Annotated in this window: 20 protein-coding genes; all 20 read right to left on the bottom strand. The window is 54.8% G+C overall.

The window, feature by feature from the left end; genetic code table 11:
• Positions 1–82 precede the first annotated feature (82 nt).
• On the bottom strand, positions 83–2,524 hold the full coding sequence (locus tag RGB73_RS13635; RefSeq protein ID WP_310772866.1) for a WIAG-tail domain: 2,442 nt from the start codon (positions 2,522–2,524) through the stop codon (positions 83–85).
• Positions 2,525–2,713: 189 nt separating this feature from the next.
• Positions 2,714–4,234 (bottom strand): AAA family ATPase, encoded by a 1,521-nt coding sequence (locus RGB73_RS13630; RefSeq protein WP_310772864.1) that lies wholly within the window; start codon positions 4,232–4,234, stop codon positions 2,714–2,716.
• A complete protein-coding gene (locus RGB73_RS13625) occupies positions 4,227–4,754 on the bottom strand; it encodes a hypothetical protein (protein WP_310772862.1) in 528 nt (175 codons plus the stop codon). The genes RGB73_RS13630 and RGB73_RS13625 overlap by 8 nt, the downstream gene beginning before the upstream one ends.
• A 177-nt stretch (positions 4,755–4,931) precedes the next feature.
• Positions 4,932–5,414 carry a cell wall elongation regulator TseB-like domain-containing protein gene (locus tag RGB73_RS13620; RefSeq protein WP_310772860.1) on the bottom strand — a complete coding sequence of 161 codons (483 nt, stop codon included), beginning with the start codon at positions 5,412–5,414 and terminating at the stop codon, positions 4,932–4,934.
• Between the two features lie 30 nt (positions 5,415–5,444).
• The gene (locus RGB73_RS13615) at positions 5,445–6,140 is read right to left on the bottom strand and encodes a hypothetical protein (RefSeq protein ID WP_310772858.1); all 696 of its coding nucleotides are present in this window, start codon (positions 6,138–6,140) and stop codon (positions 5,445–5,447) included.
• Positions 6,141–6,521: 381 nt separating this feature from the next.
• Entirely contained in the window at positions 6,522–7,826 is a 1,305-nt protein-coding gene (locus RGB73_RS13610; RefSeq protein ID WP_310772856.1) for an amidohydrolase, read from the bottom strand.
• Positions 7,827–7,842: 16 nt separating this feature from the next.
• A complete protein-coding gene (locus RGB73_RS13605; RefSeq protein ID WP_310772854.1) occupies positions 7,843–8,466 on the bottom strand; it encodes a redox-sensing transcriptional repressor Rex in 624 nt (207 codons plus the stop codon).
• 14 nt (positions 8,467–8,480) lie between these two features.
• Positions 8,481–9,380: a ComEC/Rec2 family competence protein gene (locus RGB73_RS13600; protein WP_310772852.1), complete on the bottom strand. Its 900-nt coding sequence runs from the start codon at positions 9,378–9,380 to the stop codon at positions 8,481–8,483.
• Between the two features lie 41 nt (positions 9,381–9,421).
• A complete protein-coding gene (gene dinG / locus RGB73_RS13595; RefSeq protein WP_310772850.1) occupies positions 9,422–12,325 on the bottom strand; it encodes an ATP-dependent DNA helicase DinG in 2,904 nt (967 codons plus the stop codon).
• Positions 12,326–12,373: 48 nt separating this feature from the next.
• Complete coding sequence (locus RGB73_RS13590) at positions 12,374–13,870, bottom strand: tetratricopeptide repeat protein (RefSeq protein ID WP_310772848.1); 1,497 nt, start codon at positions 13,868–13,870, stop codon at positions 12,374–12,376.
• Between the two features lie 76 nt (positions 13,871–13,946).
• Positions 13,947–14,330, bottom strand: coding sequence for an aspartate 1-decarboxylase (gene panD, locus RGB73_RS13585; protein ID WP_310772846.1), 384 nt, complete (start codon positions 14,328–14,330; stop codon positions 13,947–13,949).
• 19 nt (positions 14,331–14,349) lie between these two features.
• Entirely contained in the window at positions 14,350–15,210 is an 861-nt protein-coding gene (gene panC / locus RGB73_RS13580) for a pantoate--beta-alanine ligase (RefSeq protein ID WP_310772844.1), read from the bottom strand.
• On the bottom strand, positions 15,207–16,070 hold the full coding sequence (gene panB / locus RGB73_RS13575; RefSeq protein ID WP_310774290.1) for a 3-methyl-2-oxobutanoate hydroxymethyltransferase: 864 nt from the start codon (positions 16,068–16,070) through the stop codon (positions 15,207–15,209). Before panB ends, panC begins: the two co-directional genes overlap by 4 nt.
• 265 nt (positions 16,071–16,335) lie before the next feature.
• A complete protein-coding gene (locus RGB73_RS13570) occupies positions 16,336–17,319 on the bottom strand; it encodes a biotin--[acetyl-CoA-carboxylase] ligase (RefSeq protein ID WP_310772842.1) in 984 nt (327 codons plus the stop codon).
• A complete protein-coding gene (locus RGB73_RS13565; protein WP_310772840.1) occupies positions 17,309–18,532 on the bottom strand; it encodes a CCA tRNA nucleotidyltransferase in 1,224 nt (407 codons plus the stop codon). Before RGB73_RS13565 ends, RGB73_RS13570 begins: the two co-directional genes overlap by 11 nt.
• Before the next feature lie 132 nt (positions 18,533–18,664).
• Positions 18,665–19,780: an N-acetyl-alpha-D-glucosaminyl L-malate synthase BshA gene (bshA, locus tag RGB73_RS13560; protein WP_310772838.1), complete on the bottom strand. Its 1,116-nt coding sequence runs from the start codon at positions 19,778–19,780 to the stop codon at positions 18,665–18,667.
• Positions 19,781–19,797: 17 nt separating this feature from the next.
• Positions 19,798–20,493 carry a bacillithiol biosynthesis deacetylase BshB1 gene (gene bshB1 / locus RGB73_RS13555; RefSeq protein ID WP_310772836.1) on the bottom strand — a complete coding sequence of 232 codons (696 nt, stop codon included), beginning with the start codon at positions 20,491–20,493 and terminating at the stop codon, positions 19,798–19,800.
• Positions 20,490–20,900: a methylglyoxal synthase gene (locus tag RGB73_RS13550; protein ID WP_310772834.1), complete on the bottom strand. Its 411-nt coding sequence runs from the start codon at positions 20,898–20,900 to the stop codon at positions 20,490–20,492. The genes bshB1 and RGB73_RS13550 overlap by 4 nt, the downstream gene beginning before the upstream one ends.
• 56 nt (positions 20,901–20,956) lie before the next feature.
• Positions 20,957–21,709, bottom strand: coding sequence for a 4-hydroxy-tetrahydrodipicolinate reductase (dapB, locus tag RGB73_RS13545; RefSeq protein WP_310774287.1), 753 nt, complete (start codon positions 21,707–21,709; stop codon positions 20,957–20,959).
• Complete coding sequence (locus tag RGB73_RS13540; protein WP_310772832.1) at positions 21,709–22,050, bottom strand: nucleotide pyrophosphohydrolase; 342 nt, start codon at positions 22,048–22,050, stop codon at positions 21,709–21,711. Before RGB73_RS13540 ends, dapB begins: the two co-directional genes overlap by 1 nt.
• Positions 22,051–22,252 lie beyond the last annotated feature (202 nt).

Raw genomic sequence — 22,252 nt, 5'->3', positions numbered from 1 at the left:
CCGCATTTAGTTTACCATAATAACATTACGGAAACAAAATAGCCTTTCCGCTGGCTGCAGAAAGGCGCCTCGTCGGCTGCCGCTATTCAGATTGGCGGTCGGCATGCTCAATCCCTTGCCCTAAGGTCTCCTCTCTTTCTACAAGCTCTTCCTCCAGTTCCCGCAACAAGTCATCCTCTGTCAATGCCTCCGGTGACTCGCTTGACCAATCGCTCCCTTCTTCTTCCAGGAAATCTTCTTCTGTGAAGCCGTCATCATCAGGGCTCCCCTTTTCCCCGAGAGCGATCCATTGGAGCATCCCGCTGATCTCACCGTCTTCCCGCGAGCGAAACACGGTAATAATAGCCGAAAATTTGGACGTTTTTTTCAGGGAAGCCCCCATTCCGGGCTGGTTGGTCATGGCTACGATGCAGTAACTGGCATCGCCAAACGGCTCCGGAAGCCGAATGACGACGTCCACAGTCCGCTCGCTTGCCGGCATCCGGTATGGCGTGGATCCAAACAGCTGCAAGGCCGGAGCGTGCCTTCTGGCCGTTTGAACCGGGTAAAACGAAAGCTTTTCCGGAGAAATGCTGCGGTCCACAATATGAATGTCGCTGATTGATCCGGGAGCCACTTTATTCTCTGTCACGATTCCGTCCGCGAGCTTCTCTTCCGTAATGGCCCGATCGACGATGTGCTGCGTCTCGATGGTTTGCTTCGCCAGCTTTTCGGACGTGATGCTTCCTGCGGCGAGGTGGCGACCAGTCAGGCTCTCCAGTACCACATGCTCCCCAGTCAAGGATTGCAGCTCGATTTTGGATCCATCTATGACCCGATCCGTCAGCTTCTCGCGTGTGACGCTGCCATCCTGCAGCTTCTCCTTGCTGACCGACTTAGGCTGGAGATGTTCATTCTGCACGGACAGACTGGCGAGGTGAGTGGACGATACCGCCTTTTCCGCCAATTTCTCCCCCGTGACTGCGCCTTTCCCCAGATGTCGCGTCTTCACTGCTTCCGTTCCCAATTTGGGAGAAGTGACGGCCGAGTCTGCCAGCTTCGTCGTCGTGACGCTCAGTTCCGTGATTTTATCCGTCGAAATCGACTCCGGAGCGATCTTGGACGTTGTGACCACATGATCCCCGAGATGCTGTGTTTGCACCGCGTACTCCCGCAAGTGGGCAGGGCCGATGAGCCGTTCCGTCAAATGCCGATCTTCAATGGACTTGCGGGCGAGCTTTTCAGGGGTGATCGAGTTGTCAGCCAGATGCCTCGCCTCGATGCTTTCCTCCAGCAGATGGTGGCTGCCGACACTCCGATTCCCCAGCTTCTCGCTCGTCACGGCTCTGTCAGCCAGCTTGGCTGTCGTCACTTGCTGATCCCCGAGCTTTTTCGTGGAGATGGCATGGTCTTGCAAATGGGAAGTCTGGACGCTTGAGGCTTGCAAGTGGACACCAGTGACCGACTCCCTTGCAATTTTTTCAGAGGTAACGCTCGCGTGGTCCAAATGTTCGGTCAACACGGCATAGGGGCCGATTTTGTCGCTCGTAACCGCTTCATCTTGGAGGTGCTGCGTAAATACCGCCTGAAAGGCAAGGTGTGTATCTGTCACAGAGCCGGGCGCCAGATTTCGCTGGTCTATGGCCTGGTCCGCGACGTGGTGGTGAAGAATGGATCCCTCCCGAATGTGCTGGGATTCGATCACATTCTCATCGAGTTTTGCTGCCGTCACTGCGCCGTCACGAATCTTATCGCTCGTGACCGCTCCGTCCTCCAGCTTGACGGAATTGATCGCGTAATTCGCCAGGTGTCTGGTATGGATCCCGCCTGTTTTGATTTTCTCCGAAGTGATCGCCTGATCCTGGATCAGTTCACTGGTAATGGCCTGCTCCTGAATGTGTTTGCTCTGGATCGCTCCTTCGGCAAACTTCATTGAATCGATGACTTTGTCCGCCAATTTTTCCGATGAAATGCTGTAGTTGATCAGCTTTTGACCGGAAATGGATCGATCCTGAATCATATCGCTGTTGATGATTCCTCGTCCCAGATGCTCGCTCTGGATCGCTTGGGGAGCGATCTTGTTCGAGGTGACGCTTTGGTCAGCCAGCTTGCTGCTGTCCACTGCATAGTCTTTCAAGAGCGTATTGTCTACAATGCCTGGCTTCATTTTTGTCGCGTCAATCGCCCGATTCGCGATTTTCTCCGTGGTGACGGACTGGTCGGTCAAATCGTCCGTGTAAACAAATGATCTCACCCGGTCGTCATTCCGCTCCTTGATCACCTTGGTGTAAGTCGTCTGGTTGGAGGAGATGCCTTGGGTCGGCATTTTTTGCAGCGGCGGAGTAGCTGGATTCCCCTTCGCTGCTGTCGGGAGCGGTTGTGATTGTTCGGGAGGAATCTCGCCGTCCAAAAGATCCTCTTCCAGCTCTGAAAGCCAATCGACATTGCGCTTGGATTGGAACAGCGGAATTTCAAATTCCGCAGAGCTTCTCCGGACGGTTTTCCCCAAATTTTTGTTCAGCTTGCGCCGATTTACATTTGCCATAGAGTCTCCTTGCCTCCTGATGTCAATCCCAGATCATTCTGTAAGATATTCACAGAGGAGGGCGTTTGGCACCCCTTCGGAAAAAAGTTTGGTTCGCTAGGGTTGCTGTTACCCGTACAAAAAACCGCAAGATCAACAGAATCGTCTGTCAGTCTTGCGGTTTTATTCGGATGCGCTGCCATGCGATGCTTATACAGCGACATGCTCTTCTTTGGTTTGGTTTTGCTTGAGCAGCTCGCGGAATTCGTCTCCCTGCAAAACTTCCGCATCGAGCAGCGTCTGGAGCCCGTTTTTAAACACGGCGTCACATTTCGCCAGCAGGCTGTGCGTTCGCTCCAGCAGGTTTTCCAGCAGGTGCTCGACCTCATCGTGAATCCGCGTTTTATCCACGTATTGCAGATGGACGATCCCCAGTCTGGACATCCCGCTCTGCACAATCTCCTGGGCCATTCCCAGCGCTTGCTCAAAGTCGTTTTTCGACCCTGTACTGCGGCCGCCGTAATAGATTTCTTCAGCGACAGCTCCTCCCAGACTGACCATGATTTGTTTCTCCATGGCATCCTTCGTGTACAGATAGCGGTCTTCCAGAGGATTTTGCCGCACGTAGCCCAGCGCTTTGCCTCGCGGACTCAGCGTGACCTGCGACACCGAACCCGGACGAACCATCTCGCTGACGATCGCGTGCCCCAGCTCGTGCAAGGCGACGCGCTTTTTCTCTTCCTCGGACGCTTCGCGGTCTACTTTTTCCCCGAGCATCACTTTGTCGACCGCATAGGCGAAGTGACGTGACTCGATCTTGCTGCAGTTCTCGCGCATGGCATAGATCGCAGCCTCATTGGCCACACTTTCGAGCTGCGCGCCAGAAAAACCGAACGTCTCTTGCGCTACCTTTTCCAGCACGACATCGGAGCCGAGCGGCTTGTTCGCTGTATGAATCGTCAAGATTTGCTCACGTGCCGGTTTGTCCGGCAAATCCACATTGATGTGGCGGTCAAAGCGGCCCGGGCGCAGCAAAGCCGCATCCAGCATATCGATCCGGTTGGTCGCCGCCATGACCAGGACGCGCGGCTTGTCGCTCGTCGCCACCCCGTCCATTTCCGTCAGCAGCTGGTTCAACGTCTGGTCGTACTCTTTTTGCTGCTGGCCGTCGCGCTTCCCGCCGATCACGTCAATTTCGTCGATGAAGATAATCGCGCTATCCTGACCGTTTTTCTCGGCGATTGCCTTGACTTCCTTGAACATCTCACGAATTCGCTGCGCCCCTACCCCCACGTACATCTCTACAAACTGGGAGCCGGAGGCAGCCACGAAAGCGGAGTTGGTGTAGTTGGCTGCGGCTTTTGCCATCAACGTCTTGCCTGTTCCGGGCGGTCCGGTGAGCAGCACGCCTTTGATCGGACGAATGCCATATTGCTCGATCTTGTCTTTGTACACCAAGAAGTCGAGTGCTTCTTTCAATTCTTTTTTCGCCCGTTCCTGTCCACCGATATCAGCAAACTGGATATTGGTTTTCGGTATGATATGCTTGCTCTGTTTGCGCTTGCCGCCAAGCGCGAAGTTGCCACCCTGGCCGCCTTGCTGGCGTAGGACGAAAAAGTAGATGGCTCCAAGCACGAGGGCAAACAACACAAACGGAGTGATGTTGATGCCCAAGAACAACAGGAAAATCAATACTCCGGGAACGACGCCAATCAAGAGCTCTTTACCCACGGGCCGTCACCTCATCTTCCATGGACCGGGGAATGATAGTGTAAAAATCCTCCGACCCTTTTTTCAAGTAAACATAGATGTTGGTATCGTCCATCAAAGCGGTCGCATCATCGAGCTTGTTCTCCTTTTTCCACTGATCTACGATCTGCGGAATCCGGCTGTATTGATGGAGATCCATTACTTCTGTAAATACAAACTGGCCGTTCTTCCAAATGTCTTTCAAATCTTGCGACTGATTCTCGACGGAAATGACTACCTTCTTGCTTCCCGCAAGCCCGTTTGTCTTGTCGAGCAGCTCGCGATATTCTTGTGGAAACGTTTCCGGTTTTGTCACTTTCAAATCTATTTCAATTTGATCCTTACCGACATCCAAATGCGTCAAGGACGCGGATTGCAACTGTCCGATTTCCGTACGGATCGGCTCTTCAATTTCAATCTTTTGATAAAAGAACCATCCTCCGAACAGGAGAGCGAGTGTCGCTACCAAGGACAATCCAATCGTACCTTTTTTCAATTGCACTGCTTCTCCCCCCTGCTTATACGTTCTTTTCTATCTCTTTCATCGCAATTAGTATATCATACGAGTATATCAAAATGGTTATACAGTTCTTGGTTACTGTGCCATTCGGCTTCTGAGAACCCTGCTGCGACAAGAAAAAACCTTTCCCCAAAGGGGAAAGGTCCGAAACTTTTTAATTCAGGAACCAGACGCCAAAACGTACGAGGCCAACAAACCTCCATGGAACAAGTCGTAATGCAGATAGCGATAACGCCCGTCCTTGTCCTGCAGCGTCACTTCCCAAAAACGTTGGTCATTATCCAATCCGGGAACGATGTGCAAGATTTTGGCTCCGGGAAATCCCTTAAGCACGGCGGCCTCCACATTTTTCTGCGGAACAGCGCGATCCATGCGGTCGAATGCAGCGGTCTTGTCCGTCAGCCACGCGACGACAGGTGTGCCCACCTGGTTTTTGCCCAATACGACCGCGTAGCTTTGCTTGCCTCTGTACTCATCGATCGAGTCCACTTGGCTGATTGTCGTCCGTTCCTGCACCCATTTCATCACTTGTTCATCAAAGTCGCTTCTTTTCCCCACGACCGTGGAGGTCAAATGGTAAGCAAAACCCGCCCCTACAATCAACACAAAAACGAGTGCTCCCACGATCATTCTTACAGGCACTGTACGATAACTCCTTTTTTCTTCGTGACGTTACAGGCGAAATCGCAGCTCGTCGCGCTTGACGCCTGCTGCCGTCTTGATTGTCATCTCCATGTCCATTTGCCGTATGTTGCCCGACGACGGCTCGTACCAGAGCTGGTAGGTCACACCAATCCCTTTTGCAAGCTCCGGTGTGAGGTCCTCGATCGGAAACGATGGCCCCAACCAGAGTGCGAGCAGCGAGGTGACCTCCCTTGGTGGAACGGACACACGAAACCCCTTCCAGCCCTGACCGCTGGGGTCTTGCAAAGGCTGAGGGGCCACCGATTGCAGGACGCTTTTGATCAGAGACGCATGCTCGTGCGGCGTGTACAGCGCATAAGGCAGCGACGTATGATCCTGCGTCTGTCCATCTATTATTACGTTTACCTTTTGCTCGTCGTTACGGGAAATTTCTAACGTGTGGCCAGCGATTTCGCCGGAAAGCGAAAACCGTTCGCGCTGATAGCGCCCGTTTAAAGCGTGATTCTGCATGTATACGACAAACGTCCGCTCCTCTTCCCGCGTCAACTGATCCAGCAATCCAGACAGCGTCGCCGGGTCGTATCCCGCGCTTGCTCCCTGCTCCATGACTCGTCCACCTTTCATGTCGCTTCGGTTGTCCAAGGAACCGAGCGCGATCCCCACGAAAAACAGACTGAGAAAGATGGGTATGAGCCACCACAGCAGCTTGGGCCGGATATACATGTCCCAATCCCCCTGTCCCGTTTTGTTGTCTAAGCCTATGCTATACGGGAAGGTTTTAGAACGGGACGGAAAAGTTGCTACTCATACCGAGGGGGACGTCGGTCATACTACATGTACACCCCGAGGAGGTGAGCGTGTGAAGAGCTCCGAGCAACCCACATCTCCTGACGTACTAGGGTTCTTGATTCAGGAATACCGCGTCTCCTGGGCAGCCTTGTCTTCACCACTTCGCATTTCATCACACACACCCTCACTGGATTTTCGCCATCATCCCCTGACCGAGTTGTGGCGAAAATAAGCACGGCATGACGTTGTTGAAACCCAATTTCCCCTACCTACAACTACTTTCTTTCACTCCTGTCCACACCTGACAGGAGCCTTTTACCGTTTCAGCATTTGGAACATGCGGTTTGCTTCGTAAATCGCCCGTTCTTCATCCAGCGTCAGCAGCTGGTGATTGCGCATCAAGTATTTGCCGGCGACGATCGTGTCCTTCACATCCCTGCCGTTCGCTGCGTAAACCACGTGAGAAATCGGTTCGTGTGCCGGATGGAAGTGGGCCTGATGGCTGTCCATGACAATCAGGTCCGCCTGTTTTCCTACTTCAATGGAACCCAACGACTCGGACTGGAAGACACCATCTGCGCCGTAGCGGGTCGCCATGCGCAAGGCTTCCTCCGCTGGAACTGCTACCGGATCGTAGTTTACGCCCTTGTGCAGGATCGCGGCCAATTTCAATTCCTCAAACAGGTTCAGGTTGTTGTTGCTGGCAGAACTGTCCGTTCCCAGAGAGACGCTTACGCCTTTCGCCAGCATTTTCGGCACGGGCGCCACGCCGCTTGCCAGCTTCAAGTTGCTCACGACGTTATGAGAAACTCTTACTTGATAGTTTGCCAAGATATCAATCTCTTCATCCGTCAGATGCACGGCATGCGCGACGAGTGTAGGACGCTTAAACATTCCCAGCTTTTCCAGGTGTGCCACGGGACGCAGTCCGTAATCGCGCTCGTTCTGCCCTACTTCCCAGGCCGTTTCCGACATGTGGATGTGCAGAGGCAACGAGAGTTCGTCGGCTTTCTCAATGATTTGGGTAATGAAGGACGGGTCGCATGTATAAGGGGCATGCGGAGCCATCATGACAGTGATGCGGCCGTCCGCCTGACCATGCCATTCTTTTGCGAACAGGGTCGCATCCTGCAGTTTGGCTTTGCGCTCCTCCTCCGAGCACAAGCCGATCATTCCCCGGCAGAGGCGAGCGCGCATGCCAGCCGCATGGACCGCTTTCGCTACCTCGTCCATATGGTCGTACATATCCACGAAAGTCGTCGTACCGGTGCGGATCATCTCAATCAGCGACAGCTGGGTGCCCCATTTCACATGGTCGCTCGTAAATTGGGCTTCCAGCGGCCACATTTTGTCCTCCAGCCATTGCTGCAACGGCAAATCGTCCGCGTATCCCCGCAGGAGCGACATGCCGGCGTGGCCATGCGTATTGATCAACCCCGGAAGGATGTAATCGCCTTTTTGGTCGATGACTTCGTCGTACCCTGCGTCGGAGAGGTCTTCCGGAGTCGGCCCGACGTACGTAATCTTGTCGCCCTCGAACGCGACGGCACCATCGTGGATGACTTCGTTTGCCTCGTTTACGGTAATGACTGTTGCATGGATCAGGATGGTTTTTTTCATGGAAACACTCCGTTCTTTACGATAAGTAATAAGCCAGGCTTTGCAAATTGGATGTCACATCCGCGTAGTGGATACGCACGTCCTTGGGAGCGCGTATCGTGGTTGGGGCGAAATTCAGGATTCCTTTGATCCCCGCTTTAGTCAACTGATCACATACGGATTGCGCTGCCGGGGCAGGTACCGTGATGATCGCCAGCTTGATCTGCTTTTCTGCGATCGTCTGTTCCAGCTCTTCCAGAGGCTGGATCGAAATACCCGCCACTTGTTTTCCCAGCTTTTGGGGATCGCAGTCAAAGATAGCCGCAATCCGCATGTTATCCTTCAAATAAGCGTTGTAATTGCTGATGGCATGACCCAAATGCCCGGCACCTACCAGCACGACCCGAATTTCATCCGTCAGCTTGAGGATTTGGCGAATGTTTTCCACGAGGTAATGGACATCGTAGCCGATGCCCTTCTTGCCAAAGTCCCCGAACGCGGCCAGATCTTTGCGGATTTGCGCCGGATTGACATCCAGATTCTTGCCCATTTGCCCGGAGGAAACGGTTGCCACCCCTACTTGCTGCAGATAACTGAGGTAGCGAAGATAAATCGGCAGGCGGCGAACGACCGCTTCCGAAATTTTTTCGTGTTTGGCCACGCTCGGTCTCCCCCTTATTGCTTTTTTTGCTTGATGATCCGATAATCCTCCCCGTTCGACAAAATCGTGATCGATCCGTCCTGACTGGTGATGTAAGTCTCTGCCCACGATTCGCCCAACCGCTCCAAGACTTCCGTATGGCTGTCCTTCATCTTGTCGCGGAGCTTCCCCGTCTGGATAATCGCGACTTGCGGGTCGACCTTGCTGAGAAAAGGCTGGGACGAACCTTGATTGCTGCCCTGGTCCCCCACCTTCAGCACCTCTGCCTTCAGCTGGTCGCCGTATTTCTCCAGCAGACGCTCCTCCGCTTTCTCATTGATCCCGCTCGTGAACAAAAACCGCAGCTGCTTGTGCTGCAACCGAAAGACGAGCGAATTGTTTTGCGGAGACAGAAACAATGGCTCCTCCGGAAGCAGCACCTGCATGCTCACGTCGTCTCCCAGCTGCGGCAGATCCTGAGTCGTCAAGGCTATCCGCTTTTGGGAAGGGCGCAAGGGTACGACATTTTCAATCGATGACTGAATCAGCTTGGGCAAAATGACAGTGTCGACCAAAAACTGTTTTTCGAGAAACGGATAGCCGCCTATATGTTCAGGTTGATCGTTCGTGATCACCAGATAGTCGAGCCTCGTTAGTTTTCGTTCCGACAAGCGTTCAAACAAAACAGGCCAATCTTCTGCACGTCCCGTGTCGATCAGCATCGTCTTGCCCCCCGGAAGGCGGACAAGCGTGCTTTCTCCGTGCGGAAGCGCAAAATAGGTAAGGACAAGACCGGTGAAGTCTTGCTCATTCTCACTGGCATACGGGTCTTCCACTTTGACCACGCTTTGCGTCCGACTCTGGGGCGTGCAGGAAAAGAGGAATGCCGCGCAAAATCCCAGAAGCAACCAGCGCCATTTTGTTTTCCATCCCATCTATTTTATCACCTAAATCCCTGGGAGACTATTGCTTCATTTTATGAATCCGGCAAGGTGGTCATGCCCAGAAACGGTTCGATTCTCTCGCGAAGCTCCGGCCACGGACCGCTCTCCACCTGGTAGGGAGGCAACGATTGCAAAAAGGACCGTCCGTATCGGGATTCCACGATCCGCGTGTCAAAGACGATGACGACACCGCGGTCGAGCTGGTGGCGAATCAGCCTGCCCACTCCTTGCTTGAACATGATGACGGCCTGCGGCAAAGCCAGGGACATAAACGCGTTTTTGCCCTCTGCCTTGAGAAAGTCGGCCCTGCCTTGGTAGACAGGGTGATTCGGCGGGGTAAAGGGCAGCCGTACGATGACCAGACTGCTCAGCGCTTCTCCCGGGATGTCTACCCCTTCCCAAAAGCTGCTCGTTCCCAGCAGCACGCTTCGCTCGATTGTCTGAAACAGTCCGACCAGCTTGCTGCGATTGTTGCTGTCAATCCCGTGGCCAAGCAGCGTGTACGATTCTCCGGACTCCGCGAAGCGTTCCTTCATGGCCTGGTAGACCATCCGCAGCATGCTGTGGGAGGTCAGCAGGATCATCGTCCGGCCCTTGGTCGCCTGGACGACATCGATGCAACCTTGAACGACCGCTTCGAAATACGCTTGGTCGCTGTCCTTTCCAGGTGCCGGAAAATCAGACGGAATCAGCAGCAATCCTTGCTGGTCGTAGGCAAAAGGCGAAGGAAGCGCCAATGTCCTCACCCGATTTTCCGGCAGCTTGTCCAGCCCAAATCGGTTCATGACGTAAGAAAAGCTGTTTTTCACGGTCAAGGTGGCGGAAGTGAGAATCAAGCTGCGCTTTTGGCCAAAGAGCGGCTCTGCCAGCGATTCGGAGACGTCCAGCAAGGCAGCCGACAGGTGAACCTGCTTGCGGGCCGTGCGGGACTCTACCTCCATCCAGTAGACATACTGCGGATCCTGCTCCAGCAAAAAGAAGTGCAGCAGCTCCACGACTTTTTGCCAGTCGCCGAGGAGTCCGGAAAGATCCGTTCGCAAGCTGCTCACGGCAAACGGCGGTTTTTCTTCCACCGGGACTCCTTCTAGAAGTTTTTCCATTCCCTCGGCAAACGCAGTCATACTCTCGATGAGCTTGCGCGTCGACTTGCGGATTCTTTCATGCTTGCCCGTGAACGATTCGGCGCGGTATCGGACCGTTTCCCGTCCCGCATCCGTCGTCTCCTCCGCCCGATCGGATGCCCACGCATACAACAGCTGCGTCCAGTACTGGGCCTTTTCCCGCATACGGGCCGACAGTGGAACAAGCGCCGCCAATTGTTCCTGCAGACTGCTCTGCGGCGAACCAAGCCAGCTCTCCCACTCTGCCACGTACCGGGTCAGTGCCCCGTCCGGTTCCACGGATGCCCTGTCGAACAGAAACAGCAGCTGCGTAGTCGTAAACTGCTTGCCCAGGTGCTGGGTCGCCGCGTCCTCCAGGTGGTGCGCCTCGTCGATAATGGCCACTTCGTACGGCGGCAGGATTCTGCTCTCCGCCTGCAAATCGCTGATGAGAAGCGCATGGTTGACGATTAAAACCTCCGCGTCCCTCGCCCGCTCCTTCGCCTGAAAGTAATAGCAGCGGCTGAACCACGGGCAAGCACGGTTCAGACAGGAGCCGGTGTCGCTCTTGACTTGCTGCCAAAAAAGCTGCCCTGCAGGCGGCATGCTGAGTTCCTCGACGTCGCCAGTCCGGGTCTGTGTGAGCCAGACCAGCATTTGTCCTTTGACCATTCGCATCTCCTGGCTGCTGCCTTCGACCGGCTCTTCCAGCGCCTGCTCGAACTTTCGCAGGCACAAATAATTCCCTCTGCCTTTCAATGTCGATGCCCGAAAATCAAACGGGAGCGTCTGCTGCAAGGTCAAAATCTCTTTATGAAACAGCTGCTCCTGGAGTTGGATCGTGTTCGTGCTGACCACCAATGGCTGCTGATTTTGCTTGGCCCAAATAATGCCGGGAATGAGATATCCCAATGATTTTCCCGTACCCGTACCCGCTTCCACCAGGAGATGAACGCCATCCTGCATGGCGTCGAACACTGCGTTCATCATGGCTTCCTGGGCCTCCCGGCGCTGGTAACCGGCTACACGGACAGGCAAACTGCCCCGTTCACCGATAATTCCCTCCAGCATTTCAGAAAAAGGGGACATCGGGGTCTCCGCTCGGCGTTGCGGCTTTAAGGAGGCTGTCAGCTTCTCCTCGCGCTTGCGCAGCGCCAGCTGTCGGTATACGTCCCACATTTCCTCCCCGTCGTTTTTGCCCGGCTCTGCATCCATCTCCGGGATGGACACGAGCTTTTCCATTTCGATAAACCTCAAAAGGGACCCGATATCCGAGCGAAAGGAGGACACCAGCATCTGAAGGCGCTGGATGGTCACCAATGGCAAGCTCTTCAGGATGTTCATCAGATGCAGGAACAATTCGGCTGTTGCCATCGCGTCGCTGTCTGCCTGATGGGGATGGTCGTGGGCAATTTCCAGATCGGATGCCAGCTCACCTAGTCGGTAGCTGTTTTGGGTAGGCAGGATCAGCCGCGACAGCTCGACCGTATCCAGCACATACCCGTCAAACGCATAATAGCCCTGGCTCAGCAGGGCTTCTTGCAAAAATTGGAGATCAAAGCTGGCATTGTGGGCCACAAAAGCCCTGCCATCCAATAACCGCAGCAGGCGCGGAAACACCTCTTCCAGCGTCGGTGCGTCCGCGACCATTTCGTCGGTAATGCCAGTCAATTGCGTAATAAAAGGCGGGATAGGCTGCCCCGGATTTACCAAGGTAGAGAGGCTGTCCGTCACTTGGCCGTCATCAATGGCTACGGCGCCGATCTGGATGATGCTGTCTCCTTGACGCGGATGGCTTCCCGTCGTTTCAAAGTCTACTACCAGTAATCGATTCAAACGTTTGTCACCTCATAACCTGGGCGGATCCTCTCATCCGCTCCCCCCTCACTCTTCGGCAACAACCGGGGGATTTCCTGCTTGCAGTTGCAGGGAAGGCTGAAGCTGCCCGCTTTGCCGATTTTGTTCTCCTAGCTTGCTTGCGCACAGCTGCATGTAGATGGGGACCTCCCGGATCAGGTTGGCATGCGGCAGAGTACGCTGGAAGTACTGTTCCGCCAACCGCCAATTTTCTTCTACAACCGCAAGGCGGCCGAGATGAAAATAGCCCAAAGAACGGATGTACGGCTCAGGATCCTCCGTAAACTCTTTCGCCAGCTTTTTGGCTGCCTGCAGCTCGCCCAGCTTCTCGTACGCAGAAATCATCCCCGACTGCCCTAGCCGGTTGTCCCTGTTGTTCTCCAGCATTTTGCGGAAGGCGGCCACTGCTTGTTCCGCTTTGCCGTCGAACAGCTGCATCCAACCGTAGCTGAACGTAAAGTCATCTTCGTGCGGCGCGAGGCTGATTGCCTTTTTCATGAGGGTCAAGGCCCTCCTCGTCCCGGAGATCAGCCAAGTATTCCATGCGAGACCATGCCAGGTCCAGCCTTCCCGCGGCAGCCTTTCCGCCAAAAAGTGATAGCAAATCTGCGCCCGGTGATAATTTCCGACCGATTCGTAAAGAGAAGCCATCTCTTGAAGCGTGTCGGTACCCAGGTCGCGCGTCGGCAATTGCAGCGGGGAAGGAGGCGCCAATTCGGCCGTCTCATCCATGGCCTGCAACATCTGAGCCGCTCGCAGCCAAAGCATTTGTGCTTCCCAGTCACTCTCATCCTTTAGCAGGCAGCGCTCCGCTTCCTCCAAAGCCTCCTGAGCGTCCCCGTCTTTCAAGTAGCAGAGAGCCAAGTTGTAGCGCGCCTCTTCTTGGTCGGGTCTCGCTTCCAGCGATGCCTTGAAAGCCTGAGCTGCTTCCAGCCATTGCTCCTCCTCCGCGAGAATGCACCCGATGGCATTGTAGCTGATTGCCATGACAGCCGGAGAGCTGGCAGAACGGCTCAGCAAGCGAAATTCTCGGAAGGCGCTCTCCCGCTCTTCGCAAAACAGCAGGCTGTAGGCGTAGTACAATCGTCCGCTTTCCCAATCCGGCGATTCGCGGATCAGCTCGGCAAAGCATTTTTTGGCGTCCTGGTACATGCGCAGATGATAAAAGCCCTCTCCGCGCCGAAACATCGGCTCGTAAGGTACGGTCTCCTTTTGACTGATAGTGTCCTCTCCGTCCGCTTCCGGCGGCTTAGCATGCTTGGCAGCATTCTCTTGAGTCGCCGCCGCCTGCACCTGATTGCCCTCCGATGGCAGTTGCCCCTCCATCTGCTTGATTCGCCGTATGGCATTCGACAGGCGCTCCTCAAACTGCAGCCACAGGTCAACGACCGTATCGCTGACCTGCCGCAAGTAAAACAGCTGGTCGGCAAGCTGAATTCGCTCCTGTTCTGTTGCACCCGCCCATTTGCTTTCAATGAGTTCCGCTTTATTCTTCAGAGTCTGGAACCATTCTTCGATTTTCACGCAAAAGCCACCCCCTATGAGGCGTGAGTAGTCTCATTGTCTCACAAGGCAGGTGGCTCTATGCAAAGCGATCCGGCTACAATACCGTACCGTGGACTTCTTCCCCAATCATTTCCTTGATTTGATTGTTCTCATCCATAATCGCGACGCGCGGTTTGAACGTGCGCGCTTCCTCGTCTGTCATCATGGCATAGGCAATGATGATCACAATGTCGCCTTCCTGAACCAGTCGGGCTGCCGCCCCGTTCAGGCAGATTACGCCGCTGCCTGGCGCCCCTTCAATGACGTACGTTTCCAGTCTGGCGCCGTTGTTGTTATTGACAATTTGTACCTTTTCTCCCGGCAAAATATCCAGCGCGTCCAACAGGTTTTTGTCGATCGTGATGGAGCCGACGTAGTTCAAATTCGCTTCCGTTACCGTTGCACGGTGAATTTTTGCCTTCATCATTGTGCGAAACAAAGCAGATACCTCCTGATTCTCAGATGGTCGTGATCAGATTGTCGATCAACCGTGTCTTTCCGAAACGGACAGCGAGCGCCACAATAATCGAATCGCCCTTAGAAGGCTTGTCGACCGGCGCCAGATCGGGATAGCCCAGCACCTCGACGTAATCGATCGAAGCGAGCGGCATTTCCGAAATCATGCGGATCAGGCCATCGCGAATTTCACGGATTGCCATCCCTTCCGCCAGCCAGGCTTCCGCCTGCTTCAGGCTGCGAGACAAAACGAGCGCTTGGCTTCGCTCTTCCAAAGACAAGTAGACATTGCGCGAGCTCATGGCCAAGCCATCCGCCTCCCGTACAATCGGGCAAGGGACGACCTGAACCGGCATCGACAGGTCGTACGTCATTTGCGTGACGACAGCTACCTGTTGCGCATCTTTCTGACCGAAGAAGGCGTAATCCGGCTGGACGATCTGGAACAGCTTGGCCACGACTGTAGCCACTCCGTCAAAATGTCCGGGACGGGACCTTCCGCACAGCGGCTCGGTAACGGTGGCGACCGATACATTGGTCAACATCGGCCGCGGATACATCTCCCTCACTTCGGGGGTGAACAGCAGGTCGACCCCCGCCGATCTGGCCAGCTCCCTGTCCCGCTCGATATCGCGCGGATACCGGTCAAAGTCTTCGTTCGGACCGAACTGCAGCGGGTTGACGAAGATGCTCATGACGACCAGATCGCAGGTTTCTCTTGCCGCACGCACGAGGCTCAAATGCCCCTCATGCAAGTACCCCATCGTCGGTACGAAACCGACTTTCTTACCTTGCCGTTTGGCCTCGTTTATATGGACGCGCATCTCGGCGATCGTATTGATTTGGCGCATGGTTTCAATCATGATTGGGCCACTCCTTCTCCGTACAGCTGTTTGATCGTATCCTCCGAGGCGTGGAAGACGTGCTCCGCCGCGGGGAAGCTGCGTGCTTCTACTTCCTTGACGTAGCTGGATACAGCCTCACGGATCGTCTCCCCGATGTCGGCATATCTCTTCACGAACTTCGGAGTCAGTTGGGACGCGTACCCGACGACGTCATGGAAGACCAATACTTGTCCATCGCACGCAACGCCTGCACCGATTCCAATGACCGGAATCTCCAGTTTTTTCGCAATCATTCCCGTCACTTCTTCCGGCACGCACTCCAAAACCACGGCAAAAGCTCCCGCGGCCTGCAGGGAGAGCGCATCTTCGAGGAGGCGCTGTGCAGCCGCCAAGTCACGCCCTTGCACTTTGTAGCCGCCCAATTGGTGGACAGACTGGGGGGTCAACCCGATATGCCCCACGACCGGAATTCCGGCCTGCACACAGCGTTCGATCAATGGAGCGAGTTCGCGGCCGCCTTCCAGCTTGACCGCCTTTGCTCCGCCTTCCTGCATCAGTCGGCCGGCATTTTTTACTGCCTCTTCCATTGTTCCGTGATAGCTGAGAAACGGCAGGTCGGTCACTACCAATGCCCGCTTCGCCGCGCGGGTCACTGCCTTCGTATGGTGAACCATATCCTCCATCGTCACCGGGATCGTCGAGTCGTATCCAAGTACGACCATTCCGAGCGAATCCCCAACCAATATCATGTCCACTCCCGCTTCCTCGACCAGCTTGGCGGAAGGATAGTCATACGCCGTCATCATGGTGATGGGGACGTTTGCCTCTTTCTTTTTTCGAATGTCGTAGGTCGTCACCGGTTTGTTGCCATTTGCCATTCTGTTCACCTCTGTACGCACCTAACCTGGGGAGCAAATGGCATCAAAAAAACCTTCTCGCCGAAAACGGGAGAAGGTTGTCCATGCCAAAGAGACATCATGCGTCTTTACGGATTCCTTCTGTCTCGGTCCACACAGGCTCTGAGCAGATTTTTGTCCATACGTGAATCATTCGTTTCGTGTTACGCAGGAAAAAGAAAAACATACTCCGGGAGTACCGTTCACCAGGTGATACAGCCTCCACTCATGGAGTATAGCAAAAGATTCACTCATTTGCACGATAATTGACGTCGGCTGAGTACACTTTGTGGATGGCCCCGTCCTGATCTTCGACCATCAGAACCCCCTCCTCGTCCAAGCCGACAGCTCGGCCCTCGAGCCTTTGCGAAATCGTCTGGACGTTTACCCACCGTCCGATCGTGTAGGAATGCTTCTCCCACTCGGCTTTTGCCCGGGCGAAGCCATGCGCCAGATAATGGTCGTACTCTTCTTCGAATATCCGGCAAAATTGCTGGATGAACCGCGCCCGTTTTATCGGCTCGCCCGACTCGATCCGCAATGAGGTCGCGATCCTGGCGAGCTCTTCCGGAAAGTCCTCTGCCACGCTGTTGGCGTTGAGTCCAATTCCGATGACCAAGTAGTTGACCCGATCCGACTCGGCGTTCAGCTCGGTCAGTATTCCGCAAACCTTTTTATCGCCGATGAAAATATCGTTGGGCCATTTGATTTTGACAGGCAGCCCTGTCTCTTCCCGAATGGCGCGAGCCACGCTCACCGCTGTCAACAAGGTCATTTGTGGCGTCTTCGGCAGCGGAATGGCCGGACGGATGATCAGGCTCATCCAGATGCCTGTACCTTTCGGGGAATGCCAGGGGCGGCCCAGGCGGCCCTTGCCGCCCGTCTGCAATTCTGCCAGCACCAGTGTGCCTTCTTTCGCGCCGCGTGCAGCGGCTTCGTGGGCCAGGGGCTGGGTGGAGACTACCTCATCGTGAGCAATGACGTGCTGACCCATGCGATCGGTGTCCAATCCGGCAGTGATTTCCGCAGCTGACAGACGGTCCGGAGCGCCGAGCAGCCGGTAACCCGACTTGCGCACGGCTTCCACCTCGTAGCCGTCCTTCCGCAGCTCTTCGATATGCTTCCATACTGCCGTTCGCGAGCAGCCGCACGTCTGGCTCAGCTCTTCTCCGGAAATGAAGCGTCCCGGATGATCGTGAAACGCTTTTAGGATAACCTGCTTAATATTCATCTCGTGCAACCTCTTTCCTCGCTACCTCGATCAATACGTCCCGCTCGTTCGGCAGCCCGTGCAGGGCAGTATGCTCCAGCAGTGTATCGAGCGTGCGCCAGATCCACTCGCCCGGCTTTTTCTGCAAGGCGACCTGCAAGTCTCGACCCGTGATAGCCAGCTCCTTCAAAGATTTCACCGGCATCGCTTCGTAAGCGGATTGCATGGCGGAAAACAATCGGGGATCGGCATGGTTCCACCAGCATGCCTGGATGACGTGAGCCAGGTCTTCGCAGGTCTCCCTGCCCTCCTTCAGCAGCAGCGGACCCCAGTCAAATGAGACGGGGGAATCCCAATCCGGCTGAATCCGCCCCAGCAAGCTGACGAGCGTGCAAATCGACTCTGTCTCGCGTTTGGACATCCGCAGTCCCGTGCACACTTGCCGGGCCGCTTCCGTCTCATATCCGGCTGCGTACATCAACAGTGCCCATCTTTGCGTGAGCGCAGGAAGATGGACCAACCGCCATGAGTCGTCGACTGACTTGTCAAACAGACCGGCCACCAGCGGGGCGTAGTCGAACAGCCTCGTCTCGCACAACAGCCAGCAGCCGATCTGGGGCTCGGCACTTGCCAGCATCTTGTTCAGCTCTTCGCGCACCCTCTCGACAGCGATCCGGGCCAAGTACGGTGCCGTTTCTTTCATCGCGTCCAGCGTATCCGGTTCAATGGCGAAGCCGAGCTGCGCTGCGAAACGGACTGCCCGCAGCAATCGCAAGGCGTCTTCCCGAAAGCGTTCCCCGGGGTCCCCGACGGCCCGCACGAGACGCCTCGCCAAATCGCCCTGACCGTCAAACGGATCATGTAGTCCGCCTTGCAAATCCATTGCCATCGCGTTCATCGTAAAATCTCGCCGCTCAAGGTCGAGCGAGAGCTCTTCGACAAACTCGACAGCGCTCGGCCTGCGATAATCCTCGTACTTGCCTTCCTTTCGGTACGTCGTTACCTCGAAGAATTGTCCGTTCACCCTTACCGAAACCGTACCGTGTTTGAGTCCTGTCGGAACATGGTCGGGAAACAGGCGGGTCACGTCGCCGGGATGGGCATTTGTGCATATATCTATATCATGCACGGGTCTCTCGAGCAGCCAATCGCGGACGCAGCCGCCGACGAAATAGGCTTCAAAGCCATGATCCTCCAGTGTCTTCAGCACGGAGGCCGCCAGTTCTTTTCCCATGTGATCTCCCTCCATATCCGTCCCGTCCGCCTAACCAAGGAGGAATGTCCGATGAAAATTTTATACGGGTTGTTTATTTTCATTTCGAAATTGCTGCACATGACAAAAGGCAGCACACATCGTCCGTAGCTCCTACCCGACAATGCGCTCGTACAGCGCCTCGTACTGGGAAGCGATCGTCTCGTGACAAAACGTCTTGCAAGAACGCTCGATGCTGTTCATGGAAAACTGATGGTACAGCTCTTGGTTTTGCAGCAGTTGAACCGTTGCTTTTGCCATCCCTTCCACATCGCCAATCGGGCGCAAGAAACCGCAGACTCCGTCCAAAACCACTTCCGGAAGTCCTCCCGCGACCGTCGCCACTACCGGGACGCCGCAAGCCATCGCCTCGAGAGCGACCAGGCCAAAACTCTCTTTTTCCGAAGGCAGCAGCATGACATCGGCCATGGACAATACTTCCGCGACATCCTCCTGCTTGCCCAAGAAACAGACGTGATCGGCCAGTCCCTTCTCGGCTATCATTTTGCGGACTGCCCCCATCTCCGGTCCTTCGCCAATGAGAATGAGACGGGACGGGACTTCTTTCTGCACCTTCTCAAAAATATCGATCACGTCCGGCACTCGCTTCACCGGCCGGAAGTTGGAGATGTGCATGATGACTTTTTCGCCGTTCGGTGCGAAAACGCTTTTCAGCTTGCCCACTTCCTTCGGATAGTAGCGGCGTTTGTCCACGAAATTGTAGACCGGGACGATTTCCTTGTCGACATGAAGCAATTCTTTTGTCTGGCGGATCAAATCTTTCGACACCGCCGTGACCAGATCGCTTTGCTCAATGCCGAAGCGGATCATATCGCTCAGGTTGGAGTCGTATCCGAGCACGGTGATATCCGTTCCGTGCAAGGTCGTCATGATCTTGAGATGATCCCCGACCATCTGTTTGGCCAAAAAGGCGCACAGGGCGTGCGGCACAGCGTAATGGACGTGCAGCAGGTCCAGTTTTTCATTTTTGGCGACCTGAGCCATGCGGTTGGCCAGCGTCAAATCGTACGGGGGATATTTGAAGACGTCATAATTGTTCACTTCAACTTCATGATAAAAGATATTCGGGTGAAAGGCGCCCAGGCGAAACGGCATCCCCGAGGTGATAAAATGCACCTGGTGGCCTCGTTCCGCGAGCAACTTGCCCAATTCCGTCGCAACGACGCCCGACCCGCCCAAGGACGGGTAGCAGGTGATCCCGATGTTCATCTGGGTGTCACTCCTTCTTACAAATTGGAAAGTACATACGGCGCAGCCCCTACAAAGCCTTCCGCATACATGACGCCAGCCTGCTGGCCAAACAGACGCTCCCGGTACTCCACACTTTCCAGGTATCCGTTTGTGAGGGGGGTCGCCACGCTGCCCTCCTCCAGCTCAAACTGGCTGCGGTAGCATTTCAGGACGTTCATTTTTTCCGGGTAAATCGCCGTCACATCGACAACCACCTGTGGGGTTACCGTCGAATTAATAAAATAGTATAAGAGCTGAGCGGGACGGTAGGCAGGATGGGCGTCGTCCGGCTGATATTTATGGATACCGGCGGAAAAGACTGCTTCTCGTACAATCCTGCTGACGCTTTCGTGATCGGGGTGACGATCCTGGAAATAAGGTGCAAGGACGATTTGCGGACGAGTCCGCCTTATCAAGTCCACCACCCGACTGATTGCCTCGTCTCTGACGCCTTCCAAGCCGCGATCAGGCAGGCCAAAGTTGAATCGCTGGGTCACACCGAGCAGCCGGTCGGCCGCAGCCGCTTCCTGCTGCCGGCGCTCCACATTCCCGTTGGAAGACAGCTCGGCGTACGTCAAATCGAGGATTCCGATGCGTTTTCCTTGTTTCGCTGCCAAGAGCAAGCTGCCGGCTGCACCGATTTCCACATCGTCCGGATGTGCCCCGATCGCCAGGATATCTAGTGAACTCATTTTTCATTCTCCTTATGTACCACATCGCGCCAGTCCAGCTCCCCGCGCTCCAGAGCCTTGAGCAAAATTTCCGCTGTGCCGAGATTGGTGGCGAACGGAATTTTGTGGACGTCGCAAAGCCTGAGCAGCGCGGTAATGTCCGGCTCATGCGGCTGGGCAGTCAGCGGATCGCGCAAAAAGATGATCAGGTCCATTTCGTTGCGGGCGATCATCGCGCCGATTTGCTGATCGCCTCCCAGCGGTCCCGAGAGGACGCGAGCCACGGATAACGAAGTCGAATCCATAATCCGCTGTCCAGTCGTTCCAGTGGCGACCAGCTCGTGTCTGGCCAAAATCGATTCATACGCCATCGCAAGCTGTACGATTTCTTCTTTCTTCCGGTCGTGGGCGATTAAAGCAATTTTCACGCAAACCTCTCCCTTATGTTCACTTGAGATCGCTCGTTCCGCTGTTAAACAAACGTTTAATCCATCAGATGTTCCAATCCGTAAAGCAGCTGATTCATATTGACCACCGCTTTGATCGCCATGTTGACACCCGGCATGAACGACTCGCGGTTAATGGAGTCATGGCGAATGGACAAGGTCTGCCCCACCGCTCCGAACAGTACCTCCTGATGCGCTACCATCCCCGGAAGCCGTACGCTGTGGATGCGGAATCCGTCGTATTCCGCTCCGCGGGCACCTTGGATGATCTCTTTTTCTTCCGGGTGGCCTTGGCTCAGCTCCTTGCGTACCTCTGCGATCATTTCCGCTGTCTTCAGCGCAGTTCCGCTTGGCGCATCCAGCTTTCGGTCGTGATGCAGCTCGATAATTTCGACATGCGGCATGTACTTGGCAGCCATCGCGGCGAACTTCATGCAGAGGATGGCGCCAATTGCGAAGTTGGGAGCGATAATCCCGCCGAGCCCCGCTTCCTTATAACGGTCTGTCATCTCCTGCAACTGTTGCGGCGAAAGGCCGGTAGTCCCTACGACAGGGCGCACCCCGTACTGCAGACAGATATCCAGATGGCGGTAGACGCTGTGCGGTGTCGTAAAATCCACCAGCACCTCCGGCTTCATCTCTTCCAGCTGCACCCGGACGGATTGTTCGTCCCCACGCGTATCCAGATTTCCTGTATAGAAAAGCTGCGGATCTTCTCCCAGCATTTTCACGACTTCCTGCCCCATTCGGCCATTCGCCCCTGCTACCGCAACACGAATTTGCTTTTCCATCATCCCTGGCTCTCCTCTATTCTCGTCCAACGATCTTTATCGCGGGTATTGAATTTGTGCATAATACGATCAAAGGCTTCCTGCAGGTCGATCCCGAGAGAGTTGGCAAAACAGATCACGATAAACAGAACGTCACCCAGCTCTTCCTCGACCGTTTTTTCGCCTTCGTCCCGCTTCTTTGGCTTCTCGCCGTAGAAGTGGTTGATTTCCCTTGCCAATTCGCCTACCTCTTCCGTCATTCGCGCCATCATGGCGAGCGGAGAGAAATAGCCTTCCTTGAATTGCGATATGTACTTGTCCACTTCCTGCTGCATTTCATGCATAGTCTTCTGCCGTTCCATCGGCTCACTCCTTTACCTAGGCATGCTTCTCTCTTTCACTTATCGTAACCGAAAAGGCTTCGTTTGCCAAATCTAAGGTGTATGCGCCTTCCAACATATGGACAATCGAAGAAACTCTCCATTATAATGGCATTCGTATGGCTAAAGGTAACGTGCGATTTACCTGCATTTCATGTCGATCGGGATCGCTGTTTTTGCCCGA

Origin of the sequence: Brevibacillus brevis (genome assembly GCF_031583145.1) — a bacterium.
Classification (GTDB): domain Bacteria; phylum Bacillota; class Bacilli; order Brevibacillales; family Brevibacillaceae; genus Brevibacillus; species Brevibacillus brevis_E.
This window is presented reverse-complemented; position numbering and strand designations above follow the sequence as displayed.

Coding starts and splice junctions, on each gene's coding strand:
- RGB73_RS13635 (WP_310772866.1), bottom strand. CDS start 2,524: ATGGCAAATGTAAATCGGCGCAAGCTGAACAAAAATTTGGGGAAAACC.
- RGB73_RS13615 (WP_310772858.1), bottom strand. CDS start 6,140: ATGTATATCCGGCCCAAGCTGCTGTGGTGGCTCATACCCATCTTTCTC.
- RGB73_RS13610 (WP_310772856.1), bottom strand. CDS start 7,826: ATGAAAAAAACCATCCTGATCCATGCAACAGTCATTACCGTAAACGAG.
- RGB73_RS13600 (WP_310772852.1), bottom strand. CDS start 9,380: ATGGGATGGAAAACAAAATGGCGCTGGTTGCTTCTGGGATTTTGCGCG.
- panC (WP_310772844.1), bottom strand. CDS start 15,210: ATGATTGAAACCATGCGCCAAATCAATACGATCGCCGAGATGCGCGTC.
- panB (WP_310774290.1), bottom strand. CDS start 16,070: ATGGCAAATGGCAACAAACCGGTGACGACCTACGACATTCGAAAAAAG.
- RGB73_RS13570 (WP_310772842.1), bottom strand. CDS start 17,319: ATGAATATTAAGCAGGTTATCCTAAAAGCGTTTCACGATCATCCGGGA.
- RGB73_RS13565 (WP_310772840.1), bottom strand. CDS start 18,532: ATGGGAAAAGAACTGGCGGCCTCCGTGCTGAAGACACTGGAGGATCAT.
- bshA (WP_310772838.1), bottom strand. CDS start 19,780: ATGAACATCGGGATCACCTGCTACCCGTCCTTGGGCGGGTCGGGCGTC.
- bshB1 (WP_310772836.1), bottom strand. CDS start 20,493: ATGAGTTCACTAGATATCCTGGCGATCGGGGCACATCCGGACGATGTG.
- dapB (WP_310774287.1), bottom strand. CDS start 21,709: ATGGAAAAGCAAATTCGTGTTGCGGTAGCAGGGGCGAATGGCCGAATG.
- RGB73_RS13540 (WP_310772832.1), bottom strand. CDS start 22,050: ATGGAACGGCAGAAGACTATGCATGAAATGCAGCAGGAAGTGGACAAG.